The 11854-nt window shown below is 34.6% G+C and carries 13 protein-coding genes and 10 tRNA genes; 21 read left to right on the top strand and 2 right to left on the bottom strand.

Annotation, left to right across the window (positions count from 1 at the left end):
• Nucleotides 1-60: 60 nt before the first annotated feature.
• Together BLS98_RS21450 and BLS98_RS21445 are read right to left on the bottom strand one after the other, a co-directional pair.
• On the bottom strand, nucleotides 61-1437 hold the full coding sequence (locus BLS98_RS21450) for an SDR family oxidoreductase (protein WP_089739297.1): 1377 nt from the start codon (nucleotides 1435-1437) through the stop codon (nucleotides 61-63).
• A gap of 11 nt (nucleotides 1438-1448) precedes the next feature.
• Nucleotides 1449-1521 (bottom strand) — tRNA-Ile (locus BLS98_RS21445).
• Nucleotides 1522-1589: 68 nt separating this feature from the next.
• Between BLS98_RS21445 and BLS98_RS21440 the strand changes: the two genes are divergently transcribed.
• The 21 genes from BLS98_RS21440 (at nucleotide 1590) to BLS98_RS21360 (ending at nucleotide 11793) form a co-directional block, all read left to right on the top strand.
• Nucleotides 1590-1718 carry a penicillin-binding protein gene (locus BLS98_RS21440; protein ID WP_167356266.1) on the top strand — a complete coding sequence of 43 codons (129 nt, stop codon included), beginning with the start codon at nucleotides 1590-1592 and terminating at the stop codon, nucleotides 1716-1718.
• A gap of 612 nt (nucleotides 1719-2330) precedes the next feature.
• A tRNA-Asp gene (locus BLS98_RS23445) sits at nucleotides 2331-2401 on the top strand.
• 68 nt (nucleotides 2402-2469) lie between these two features.
• Nucleotides 2470-2541: transfer RNA gene (locus tag BLS98_RS23440), tRNA-Pro, on the top strand.
• A 101-nt stretch (nucleotides 2542-2642) separates the two neighbouring features.
• Nucleotides 2643-2715 (top strand) — tRNA-Leu (locus BLS98_RS21435).
• Between the two features lie 5 nt (nucleotides 2716-2720).
• Nucleotides 2721-2792: transfer RNA gene (locus BLS98_RS21430), tRNA-Asn, on the top strand.
• A gap of 256 nt (nucleotides 2793-3048) precedes the next feature.
• Nucleotides 3049-3130, top strand: a tRNA-Cys gene (locus BLS98_RS23435).
• Between the two features lie 527 nt (nucleotides 3131-3657).
• Nucleotides 3658-3740: transfer RNA gene (locus BLS98_RS21425), tRNA-Tyr, on the top strand.
• Between the two features lie 90 nt (nucleotides 3741-3830).
• Nucleotides 3831-3902 (top strand) — tRNA-Glu (locus tag BLS98_RS21420).
• Nucleotides 3903-4148: 246 nt separating this feature from the next.
• Nucleotides 4149-4221 (top strand) — tRNA-Phe (locus BLS98_RS21415).
• Nucleotides 4222-4316: 95 nt separating this feature from the next.
• Nucleotides 4317-4388 (top strand) — tRNA-Glu (locus BLS98_RS21410).
• Between the two features lie 118 nt (nucleotides 4389-4506).
• Nucleotides 4507-4992, top strand: a complete 486-nt coding sequence (locus BLS98_RS21405; protein ID WP_089739295.1) for a ribonuclease H-like YkuK family protein — start codon at nucleotides 4507-4509, stop codon at nucleotides 4990-4992.
• A 92-nt stretch (nucleotides 4993-5084) separates the two neighbouring features.
• Nucleotides 5085-5225, top strand: coding sequence for a hypothetical protein (locus tag BLS98_RS23630; protein WP_228425280.1), 141 nt, complete (start codon nucleotides 5085-5087; stop codon nucleotides 5223-5225).
• A 24-nt stretch (nucleotides 5226-5249) separates the two neighbouring features.
• A complete protein-coding gene (locus BLS98_RS21400; RefSeq protein ID WP_394331785.1) occupies nucleotides 5250-5861 on the top strand; it encodes an ATP-grasp domain-containing protein in 612 nt (203 codons plus the stop codon).
• A gap of 11 nt (nucleotides 5862-5872) precedes the next feature.
• A complete protein-coding gene (locus BLS98_RS21395; protein WP_089739293.1) occupies nucleotides 5873-6418 on the top strand; it encodes a 3'-5' exonuclease in 546 nt (181 codons plus the stop codon).
• Nucleotides 6419-6436: 18 nt separating this feature from the next.
• Complete coding sequence (locus BLS98_RS21390; protein ID WP_089739291.1) at nucleotides 6437-7222, top strand: hypothetical protein; 786 nt, start codon at nucleotides 6437-6439, stop codon at nucleotides 7220-7222.
• Between the two features lie 16 nt (nucleotides 7223-7238).
• Complete coding sequence (locus tag BLS98_RS21385; RefSeq protein WP_089739289.1) at nucleotides 7239-7610, top strand: cyclic-phosphate processing receiver domain-containing protein; 372 nt, start codon at nucleotides 7239-7241, stop codon at nucleotides 7608-7610.
• A gap of 105 nt (nucleotides 7611-7715) precedes the next feature.
• Nucleotides 7716-8729, top strand: a complete 1014-nt coding sequence (locus tag BLS98_RS21380; protein WP_089739287.1) for an RNA ligase, Rnl2 family — start codon at nucleotides 7716-7718, stop codon at nucleotides 8727-8729.
• Between the two features lie 234 nt (nucleotides 8730-8963).
• On the top strand, nucleotides 8964-9914 hold the full coding sequence (locus BLS98_RS21375) for an MBL fold metallo-hydrolase (RefSeq protein ID WP_089739285.1): 951 nt from the start codon (nucleotides 8964-8966) through the stop codon (nucleotides 9912-9914).
• Between the two features lie 112 nt (nucleotides 9915-10026).
• Nucleotides 10027-10590 carry a metallophosphoesterase family protein gene (locus BLS98_RS21370; protein ID WP_089739283.1) on the top strand — a complete coding sequence of 188 codons (564 nt, stop codon included), beginning with the start codon at nucleotides 10027-10029 and terminating at the stop codon, nucleotides 10588-10590.
• Nucleotides 10591-10625: 35 nt separating this feature from the next.
• Complete coding sequence (locus tag BLS98_RS21365; protein WP_167356265.1) at nucleotides 10626-11171, top strand: 3'-5' exonuclease; 546 nt, start codon at nucleotides 10626-10628, stop codon at nucleotides 11169-11171.
• 70 nt (nucleotides 11172-11241) lie between these two features.
• Nucleotides 11242-11793 (top strand): 3'-5' exonuclease, encoded by a 552-nt coding sequence (locus BLS98_RS21360; protein WP_089739525.1) that lies wholly within the window; start codon nucleotides 11242-11244, stop codon nucleotides 11791-11793.
• The last annotated feature ends 61 nt before the right edge of the window (nucleotides 11794-11854 follow it).

Below are 11854 nucleotides of genomic sequence, written 5' to 3'. Positions count from 1 at the left end.
ATGAATGAAAGTTATTAAAAATCTAATTTATTGTAATCCTCCCAATAACGCCCAGCCTTCCTACCATTCTGTTTCCTGATAATTTTTTAAAAGCTTTCCATAAAGTTTTTGATTTCCTTCATTGATCTGTACTATTGGATGAAAGATCCGCATGGCTCCATCTACAGGATCCAAAGGTGGAATTCTTGTTTTTTCAAAAAGTCTTTCTCTTTTGATTTCTATGGCTCCAGTTGAAATCCATCCTACATCTACGGCATTCATGAATATCCTGTCCTTTACAAAATCAGAGGCAGAAGTTTTCGTGAGCATATTCAAAGCTGCTTTAGTCATATTTGTATGTGGATGGAATTCATTTTTACTTTTATAGCTGAATTGCCCTTCCGTGGAAGTCACATTGATGATATGTTTGTTTTCAACACTACTTTTTTTCATCAGAGGTTTCAATGTGGAGATCAGCAGATAAGGTGAAATGTGATTGATGAGGTTTACTTCGAGAAGTTCCTCAGTTCCTATTTCGTCCATCAGGGAATTCCAGCTGTTTTTATCTCTAGAATCTTTTGGTTGTCCAAATCTGTTAACAGCGCCTTCCAATCCAGGATGAGATAAACTTAAAAGATCATTCTCTTCTTTATTCACAGGAGTTTTATTTTCAATCAGATGATATTGTTCATGAGATAAAAGAAGCTTTTCTTTCAATTGTAATGGTTGATAATATTCTGCGTCGTATTTGATGGTTTGAGCAGCATTGTTGATCAGAATTTCAATACTTCCAAAATTATTGTAACAATATTCTGTAAATTCCTGAACTGATCTGATATTTCTTAAGTCCAAACCATAGAGAAAAAGATACTCCTTCCAGGTTTCATAGTCCTCTTCTTTCTGAAACTGTTCAAATGCCAGTGCTGGAAACCTTGAAGTAACAATAACTTTCGCCCCGCTTCTTAAAAATTTTAAAGCCACAGCATATCCGATTTTTACCCTTCCGCCAGTGATAATTACAGTCTGGTCATTGAAATCATAAGCTAGATCTCTATTTTTATAATTTACATCCGCACAAGCAGGACAGAGTTTATGATAAAAAAAATGAACTTGATGATATGGTTGATGACAGCAATAACATAATTGAGGTTTTTGCAGTAATGGATAAGATTGAGATTGTTCTTTAGTATGTGAATATAAAGTTTTATTTTCCAGTGCTTTACCTACGATAGTTGGTTTTTTAAGAATTTCGAGATCCGGATTTCTAAAATGTAGTTCTTGATTGTCTCTATATTCCTCAGGATTTTTACGGATATTCTTCTGAGCCTTTTTACGAATAGAGGAGATCAGAGTTTTGAAACGTTGGTTATCGGGATTATGCAATGGGTTTTTCTGAAGTGCTTCTAGAACCTTTAAACAGGTTTCCCATTCTTCATTACTGAATGGATATTGCTCCATAATATAATTTTGTGGGAGAGGAGGATTCGAACCTCCAATTTCAACGTTATCAGTGTAGTGTTTTTCCAGTTAAACTATCCCCCTTGTTGGTGAACAAAAGTATTGTTTTCCTTGTTGAAAAACAATTTTTCATATCTTTGCACCAGAAAATTATGACAATACAAAGAGCACATATCAATGCAGAACTATGCGAAAGCCCATCAAAACTGGGATTATTAGCATATGATGGAACGATATGGAAAGAGGCGAAATGTGCTGACTTTGGAAATTATTTACTGTAAACCCGTAAAAATTTAATCAAAATACTGCAGAAACGTCTCGAAAAATCGAGGCGTTTTTTGTTTTTTAGGTCAGAAATTATTTAGAATGAAAAAAAATAACCATAAACATGAAAATTTTTTAATAAACAATGCAACTTTAATACAATAAAATAGAGTGATAGACAACCCAATGAGAGACAGTCATTTAGGTAATTAAGATATCTGCAAAATATTGCGGACAGAAATCACTCACTCCAAAATCAAGATTTATTTAATTGATTTTCAATAACTTAACTTTAAAATTTATTTGCAGGTTAAAAAAAATCATATTTACTTTGCAACCGAAAATTGAAAGCAACAGGTTTTCAGGATTCAACAAAAAATAATTTAAAAGCAAAACAAAAATAAAATGAAACAATTACGCAACATACTCAATCAGTATTCAACATTGTTCGGACAAGAGCCGGCAGGGATAGTGTGTGCTTATGATAGTGAAATTGTGGAAAAAAGGTGCTTATATACGTGGGTCAGCTAATGATCTCTCACGTCAGAATATAAACGAGCGCCTCCCAAAAGAGGCGCTTTTTTTATGGATAGTAATAAAGGTTTAATTCCTTGGCTCTCCGAAAAAATGGTCTATTGAGGTAATGGTAACCTGCCCGACTGTCTCTTGGGCACTGCGAGTTCGATTCTCGCATAGACCGCAAAGATTCATTGAAAGTCTCTGCTCCGACTGTCTCCCGGAAAAGAATATTGAAGTGAATCTGCAAAACTGGAAAGATAACGGTGGTTGTTTACCCGTCTTGGACGCGGGAGGTCGCAAGTTCGAATCTTGCTTTTCAGACAGAAGTATCAGTAATGAACAATGAGTAATCAGTAATTATAGATTGAAAAGTAGTTTTCATCATTACTCATCACTAATTACCAATTACTCACAAAAGTGCCGTGGGAATGGTGGAACGGTAGACACACTTGATTTAGGATCAAGGCGCTGAGGGTTCGAATCCCTCTTCCCGTACAAAAGATTTTGTAGCTCAATGGTAGAGCGCTGGTCTGTTAAACCAGAAGTTGAAAGTTCGAGTCTTTCCAGAATCGCAGTAACTGAATGTTAATTGTTTCAGGAGAAAAATAAAAGTTTGTCGAGAGCAGAAGATCTTTACACCAAAACACTAAAATATAGACAAGCTTTTTTCTTTCTCAATCATAAACAGTTAGAAGCTAAATGTAAATGTGATTAATAAAATTTTAGGTAAAAATAAAGTCTGTCAAGCGCAGAAGTTCACACAAAAAATATAGACAGACTTTGTTTTTTTGAATAATAAGCAGTAGAAAATTACTCATATTAAAATCTGATGGTTCGCCGAAGTGGAAGAGTCGGGGCGGTCTGCAAAACCGTTGCGTAAGCTGAGTGGGTTTGAATCCCATAACCATCTCAAAGTAAAGCTGGAAATTGGAATGTTACGGAAGATTGTAAATCATCTATCTATTATCATTTATCAATTATAGCTTGAAAATATCCTTTATTAAGAAAAGAAAACGTCTGTCGAGCGCAGAAGATCTTTAAGCCAAAACACAAAATACAGACAGGCTTTTTCTTTTTTAATGATGAATAATGAGCAATAAGTAATTAATAATAGGAGAGTAGTTTTCATCATTACTCATCACCAATTACCCATTACTCATAAAAAATCCGCTGATAATGTAATGGCAGCATGCAGGAAATATACTCTTGTTGTTTAGGTTCGATTCCTAGTCAGTTGGTCAAAGAGAAGAAAATATTAAATGCTCAATATAATTTTCGAAAGAAAGGCTTGTCAAGCGTAGAAGTTCTTTTTTGTTAAGCAAATTTAAAGACAAGCTTATTCTTTTTTATAATGAATAACGAGTAATAAGTAATTAATAATAGGAGAGTGATTATCATCATTACTTATCACCAATTACTCATTGCTTATAAAAAAACGGAAGTACGCCGAAGTTGGAGAGTCGGGGCAGACTGTAAATCTGTTGCTTATCGCTGAGTAGGTTCGAATCCTACTACTTCCACAAGACACAAATGATGAATAAGAAGTAATGAAGGTAGAAAAGGAGTTTTCACTATTACTCATCACCAATTACTCATTACTCATAGAAACCGCTCTATTCGTCTAACGGTAAGGACGCCTGCCTTTCGAGCAGAAAACAAGGGTTCGATTCCCTTATAGAGTACTGGATGTGAATAACTGGTCAATACATAATTGATATAATACCATGAAAGTTCAAATTGTAAAAAAGTTGGCCAGTTATCATTCACACAAAATGAAGAAAAGAAAAAAGGGTTGTCAAGAGCAGAAGATCTTTAGTCAATAAAAATACAGACAACCTTTGCTTTTTTTAATGAATAATGAGCAATAAGTAATGAATGATAGTAGAGTAGTTTTCATCATTATTCATAATCAATTACTCATAAAACAGGGAAGAGTGGTGTACTCGGTGTGCACATTAGTCTGAAAAACTAAAGGTACAGGTTCAATTCCTGTCTGTTCCACAAAACATGAATAATGAGCAATAAGTAATCAATGATAGAAAAGCAGTTTTCATCATTATTGATCACTAATTATTCATTGTTTAGTTTATAAAAATGCTCTATTCGTCTAACGGTAAGGACGCCTGCCTTTCGAGCAGAAAATAAGGGTTCGATTCCCTTATAGAGTACTAAATGAACCCTCAGTAGTGAATCTGCTTTGCAGGTAATTTAAAAATTCACTATTGATGGTTCACAAATTAATTATCAATAATCATTTATCAATTATAAATAAAGTATGTAGAAAAAATGGAAACGCAACAACAAACATGGCAGAATATGAATGGAAAAATTTTCCAACATTCTATCACACAGCTGGTAGAAGAAGCCATTATCCGCGAACAGGCAAACGGATACCGTCTGAAAGTATGTGTGGGGTCAGATTCCCATGTATACGGAGATGCCATTAATTATGCTACGGCAGTAGTATTTATTCGTGAGGGAAAAGGAGCGTTTACCTTTATCAGAAAAGAAAGAGAAATACAGACCATCAGTATCAAAGAGCGAATGCTGAATGAAGTCAACAAATCCGTTGAAATTGCTTACGCGATTTGTGCTGTATTGGACACTTATGGAGTAGAAATGGAGGTACACGCAGACATCAATACCGATCCGGATTTTAAATCCAATGTAGCATTAAAAGATGCTATGGGATATATTCTGGGAATGGGCTATGTGTTTAAAGCAAAACCTTATGCTTTCGCAAGTTCCAATTGTGCTGATATGATGGTGTAAGGAAGCTGGAAGTTTTTATTACTATGATATGAACTTCCTGTTTTCAACTTCCATCCAAAAAGATAATAAAGATTAAAACAACACCAATAACCATGTACTTTTTAATTCAGTCTAATGTATATTCAGATCCGGATCATTATAAAATTTTTGATGCGCTGGAAGAATTAAATATCGACTATAAAGTAATCAATATTCTGTCAACAGCAGATAAAATAGACTTTGAAACAGATTGAAAAGATATTTTTGTCTATGGCTCGGTGACGATTGCAAGACTGGCTAAACAGCATTCAGATTGGGTTCCCGGTTCTTTTTACGGAGGTAACCATTTGTATGAGATCTATTCAAAATATTATGGTGAGCACCTTTTGAATCATAAGGTTTCCGTTCAAACGATTTCTGAAGAATTATCATGGAAAAAAGGAGAAGAAAAATTTATTAAGCCTTATAATGAAGCGAAAATTTTTACAGGAAAGGTTTTTACAGAATCAGAATGGAAGGATTTTGTTTTTGAAAGATTGGAGAACCAAGCTAATAGAATTACAAAAGACTCTTTAATTCAGGTTTCTGAAGCAAAACGAACCATAAAAGAAGCAAGACTTTGGATCGTTGGTGGGCAAATCGTTGATAGCGGTTATTATCGACTTAATGAGGATGCCCCTTTCGAAGAAAATGTTTCTCAGGACGGATTGGGTTTTGCGAAAGAAATGATTCAATTGTTTAATCTCGAAGAAGCCTTTGTTATGGATATTTGTTTAACGGATGAAGGCTGGAAAATAGTTGAAATCAATTGCATCAACAGCTCCGGATTTTATCCTAACACCAATGTGAAAAGTGTGATCAAGGCATTGAATATCTACTTTTCTAAATAAAAAATAAGAAAATGCTTTTGTATGATAAAATTACAGTAATAGACATAGAAGCGACCTGCTGGGAAGACGAGAAGACCCCTGAAAATCAGGAAATAGAAATCATTGAAATCGGAATCTGCAAGCTGAACATGTCTGATGGAAGCATCGAAGATAAAAGAAGTTATTTCGTAAAACCTTACAAATCTGAAGTAAGTGAATTTTGTACAAAACTGACAGGAATTACAGCTGATAAACTGGAAAAAGAAGGAATATCTTTTCAGGAAGCCTGTTCAAGAATAAAGAACAGATACAATTCACACGTTAGAACCTATTCAGGATATGGAGGATTTGATAAGGAAATTATTAAGAATCAATGTAAAGAATTGGGAGTGAAATTTCCCTTTAGTGACACTTATATTGATTTGAAAATATTAATAAGTCTAATGAAAGGAGAGAAACCAAAAGGTCTTTTGAAAGAACTGCAGGCAAGAAACCTAGAATTTGAAGGAAATAACCATAGCGGAGCAGATGATGCTTATAATACCGCAAAACTATTATATCACGTATTAAGAAAATAATACTAAAAAACTAAAAACATGACTCACAATAGAATAGCCGTTATCGGTTTACACGAACAGGAATACGAATATATACGACAACATTATGATGGTCTTATGATCTGGCATCAATCTATTCCAATGATAAAAGTAGTGGATGGAACATTATATGTTGAAAAAGCTCAGGGAGTAGGAATGCTTCCGGTAGATAAGGTTGTTTATCATGGAATTTTTGAAGATGATCTTGATCTTATCGCTGGATTGACAATTTGGAACGGTCCATGCTTTCCAAACGCTTACGGAATGTTGGAATGCCGATTGAAAATTCCTTGTCTTGCCAAAGCGATGAAATATTCAAAATTTAATTCCCAAAGAGGATTTATCTCTGCAGGAGCTTATGTGAATACAGATACCGAATTGGTGGCAAAATGGGGAAACTGGCATTGTGGAGAAAACAAACATAAATTTACAGGAAGCTGGGAAAGTACGGAAAACAGTGTACTTGAACCTTATTTTGAAGGTGATGCTGTAAGAATATTAAACATAGGTGAAAAATCCTGGCAGATTAAGCTCGAAGGAGATACATGGTTAAAATCCATACATCCGGATGATGCCCAATTCATGGAAATTGATACAGAACTTCTACAGGATACCCTGATGTTAAAAGATAAAATAGGGATGGATGTAATTGCGAATGACTATATCATTCAGAAAAACGGTCATAAACATTTATTGGAAATTAATCATATTCCCAATATTACAAGGTTTGAAGAAGTGAGATTACACTTTTTGAAGACTGTTGTAGATTGGATTGATGAGGATTAGGTAAAAAAACAAAACCATGGAAATGACCAAAAGACTATTGTTTCTGGATGATATAAGATACCCGATTGAAGCGTATCGTTATACCAAACAGGACATATTTCTCAGAAGAGATTGGCATATTGTTCGGAATTACGATCAGTTTGTCAACAGGATTCTGGAAAAAGGACTTCCGGAAATGATTTCTTTTGATCATGACCTTGCAGATGAACATTATCTGAAACCAGATGCAAAAGAATTTGTTGAAAAAACAGGTTATGATTGTGCAAAATGGCTGGTAGAATATTGTATGGATAACTATTTAGATTTACCAAAATTCTACTCCCACTCCATGAACCCTGTAGGAAAGGAGAATATTGAAAGACTTTTAAAAAACTTTAAAAAATTGTAATGGACATTTTCAGATTCATTCAGGATATCTTTCCCTCATTTCATGCACAAAGGCACATCACCCCAATGAAAAATAATGAATCAGAAATGATTAAAAACTAAAAAAATGATTTTCAAAACATATAACTCAATAGAAAATGCTTACCAAACTCGCATGATCGATCAGATCAGGATGCAGGGCTTTGGGGATGAGGTTTTCATCGTGCAGGAAAAAGTTCACGGAGCTAATTTCTCTTTCTTTACCGATGGAAAGGAAATTAAGATCGCCAAAAGAACAGCTTTCATTGAGAAAGAGGAAAAATTTTACAATGCACATCAAATTTTGGAACAATACAGAAAAAATGTAATTAATTTGTTTCAAAAAGTGAAAACAATATACCCGAATGTTGAAACAGTAGTCATCTACGGTGAATTGTTCGGTGGCGGTTACAAACATAAAGAAGTAGAACCCGTAAAAAATGCAATAAAAGTGCAGGCAGGAATTGATTATGCACCTTTCAACGATTTTTATGCATTTGACATTAAGTTGAATGGGGTTACTTATTTGGATACAGATATCATCAACTCAATTTTTGAGGAGACAGGATTTTTCTATGCAAAAACGTTATTTCAAGGAACTTTGGAAGAAGCCTTGAGGTTCCCTAATGTTTTCAATTCTAAAATCCCAACCTGGTTAGGATTACCGGAAATGAACAATATGTGTGAAGGAACTATTATCAAGACCTTAAAAACCAAATATTTTGGAAACGGAGCTAGAGTCATTCTAAAAAATAAGAATGAAAAATGGGTCGAGAAGTCTAAAATGGTTAGAAAACAGGAAAAAACAGTTCAGAAAACAGTTCATTTTAGTGAAACGGCTCAAAATATCTGGGCGGAAATCCAAAAATATGTAACGGCAAACAGACTGAATAATGTGATGAGCAAAATTGGTGAATTTGAACCTAAAATGATAGGGAAAGTCATAGGCCTTTTTGCACAGGACATTTTAGAAGATTTTGAAAAAGATTTTCCGTTAGTTTTCACAACAATAGAAAAAGATGAACAGAAAAGGATCAATAAAAAGTTGAATGCTGCAGTCATTGATTGTGTAAAAGAAGAGTTGATGACTCTCAAAGTATAGTTTCGGTAAATTTTTACCGGAACTTTTTTATGTATAACCCAACCAGAACCTTCAAAAGGATATTTCAAATTTATCATTCTAAATATAGACTGAGAGTCTGGGAATAGAATGAAGAATCTCAAATATTCAATTTTTACAAAAATCTCAGTTGGAGACGTGGAAATTCCCCTCCTCTGGAGGGGTGGCGAAAATTCAAGGAATTTTTGACGGGGGTGGTTTAAAAAAAGAAAAACAATGTTACAAGCAGAAATAAAAAGTCTTTTAAAAGAAGACATCAGTATATTAATAAAAGTTCCCAATTCAGGAAAGCATTATTTATGTGATTGTGGAGAAGCGAGTTTATTGACGGTAAAAGAAGCACAGACTTTATCAGCAATATTCATCAGCCATACCCATATCGACCATTTTGCCAATTTTGACGGTATTTTCAGACATCAGATTGGAAGTGGAGAAAAAGTAACCATCTGTGGACCGAAAAATATTCATCAACAAATTGAAGCCAGATTAAAATCCTATACCTGGAATTTAATAGCTGAAAACGCTATTGAATATGAAGTTCATGAGATTGTTTCCAAAGAGGAAATCAATGTTTACAGTCTTCGCCCTCCTTACTGGACACAGGAATTTGTAAAGACTCAGAATTTCCTTTTTGAAGATGAGTATGTACATGTTGATTTTGCTATTCTGGACCATAAAACAGATTCTATTGCATACCTGTTTAAAGAAAAAGATTCAGTAACGTTTCATGAAAATGCTTCTGATTTCAAGAAAGGAAAATGGATCAGCGAATTGAAAACAGCATTTGAAAATAACGATGCAGACAAAGAAATTGAAATAGAAGGAACCTTGTACAAAACATCAGACTTATTTCATTTACTAACCAGAAATGAAGGTTATAAATTAGGCGTTATCATGGATCATGCTGTAGATGAAGACAATTATCAAAAGATAAAAACTGTTTTCAATCAGGCTGATATGGTTTATATTGAAACCTTTTATAAAGATACAGATCAGGAATTTGCAAAGATCAATTATCACAGTTTTGCTTCTGCGTCAGGAAAAATAATGAAGGATTGCAAGGTGAAAGAAGCCATTCCGATCCACTTTTCAAGAAGATATACTGAAATCGATCAACAGGAAATTGAAACCGCTTTTTATAAAGCATTTCGAAATGAAAAAAACTAAGATTCCACCCTTCACAAAAATTTAAGTTGAAGACGTGATATTCCCCTCTTCTGGAGGGGGGTCAAATCTGTGATTTGACGGGGTGGTTCAATAAACAACAAAAACTAAAGAAATGAAACCCAATATATTTTTTACAGCAGACCATCATTTTGGTCACGAAAATATTATAAAATTCTCCGAAAGACCTTTTGAATCTCCAGAAGAGATGAATGCCGAACTCATTAAAAGATGGAATGAAAGAATCAATCCCGGAGATACAGTCTACCATTTAGGAGATTTCAGTCTTGGAAAACCGGATTTTACAAAAGAAATCTTAGATCAGCTGAACGGAAATATCCATTTGATAAAAGGCAATCACGAAGGCGCAGCTTTAACGTATCCTAAACGATTTGCTTCCATCAGGGATTATCACGAGTTGAAAATTGATGAACCGGATAATAGTAACGGAAAACAGAAAATCATTCTTTTCCATTACGCCATGCGAACCTGGAATGGCTCACACCGCGGAGTCTGGCAATTATACGGACACTCGCACGGAACTTTGCCGGATGATGAAATGGCATTAAGCTTCGATGTAGGAATAGATTGCCATAATTTTTACCCGATTTCCTACGAAGAAGTGAAGGAAATCATGAAAAAGAAAAAATGGACACCTCCGTTCGGGCCTCGGGAGTAATTTTACTTACTCTCATTACTATTTTATTAATAACTATGAAAACAACTAATCAAATCATAATTGTCGATTTGGAAGCTACCTGTTGGGAAAACGACAGGATTCCAATCGGACAGAAAGTCGATATTATTGAAATGGGAATATGTAAACTGGATCTCATATCCAATACCATTTCCCAAAAACAAAGCATTTATGTTATTCCTGAAAGATCAGAAATCAATAGCTTTTGTACAAAGCTAACGGGAATTACACCACAATTGATAGAAGAGAAAGGAATTTATTTTGAAGAAGCTTGTGAGAAGATCAGGGATGAATACAATCCTGAATTGCTCACTTGGGCCGGATACGGAAATTTCGACAGAGAGCAGATCATTGAACAAAGCGATTGGCTCGGAATAGAAACCCCTTTTTCAGGACAATACCTGGATGTAATGTACGAATTCAAAAGACATTTCAGATTATATAAATCTATCGGACTGAAAAGAGCCCTGGATTATCTGAAAATGGATTTTGACGGTAATCATCATAGCGGAGCAGACGATGCTTATAACACAGCCAAAATTCTCAATAAGATTTTGGAGTAATCATTTGAATGGAAGTAGAAAATTCAGAACAATAAATAACTTCCATTTTTTAACCTTAAATAAAAAAACAGTGAAAACAACAGAAAATATACTCATTATAGACCTTGAAGCTACGTGTTGGGAAAACCGCCCACCGAGAGGTCAGGAAAGTGAGATTATCGAAATAGGAGTTTGTATTATGAATGCAAAAACCGGTAAGATCTCTAAAAATGAAGGGATTTTAATAAAACCTCAATACTCAAAAGTAAGCCCGTTTTGTACGGAACTTACCACCCTTACCCAAAACATGCTGGATAATGAGGGAATTATGCTGGATGATGCCTTTGATATTCTCAGAGCAGAATACGATTCAGAAGAATTAACCTGGGCAAGCTATGGAAACTATGACCTGAATATGCTTCAGAATCAGGCCCGAAGATTTTATCTTGATTATCCTTTACATGACGATCATATCAATGTGAAAACATTATTTGGACAGATTCATCCAACTGTAAGAAAAAGTGTAGGAATGCAGAGAGCACTCAATGAACTTGGATTTAAACTTGATGGTACTCATCACAGAGGAGTAGATGATGCCAGAAATATTGCCAAGATCTTGCATTGGTGCTTGCAGAATAATTAAAATTCAGCACAAATAAAATAATTGATTATTAGAGACTGTTCCAGCGTGTTCAGTCTCTTTT

It is taken from the genome of Chryseobacterium jejuense, from assembly GCF_900100075.1.
Taxonomy (GTDB): domain Bacteria; phylum Bacteroidota; class Bacteroidia; order Flavobacteriales; family Weeksellaceae; genus Chryseobacterium; species Chryseobacterium jejuense.
Note: the sequence above shows the minus strand (reverse complement) of the source record. Positions and strands in the feature narration are given on the sequence as shown.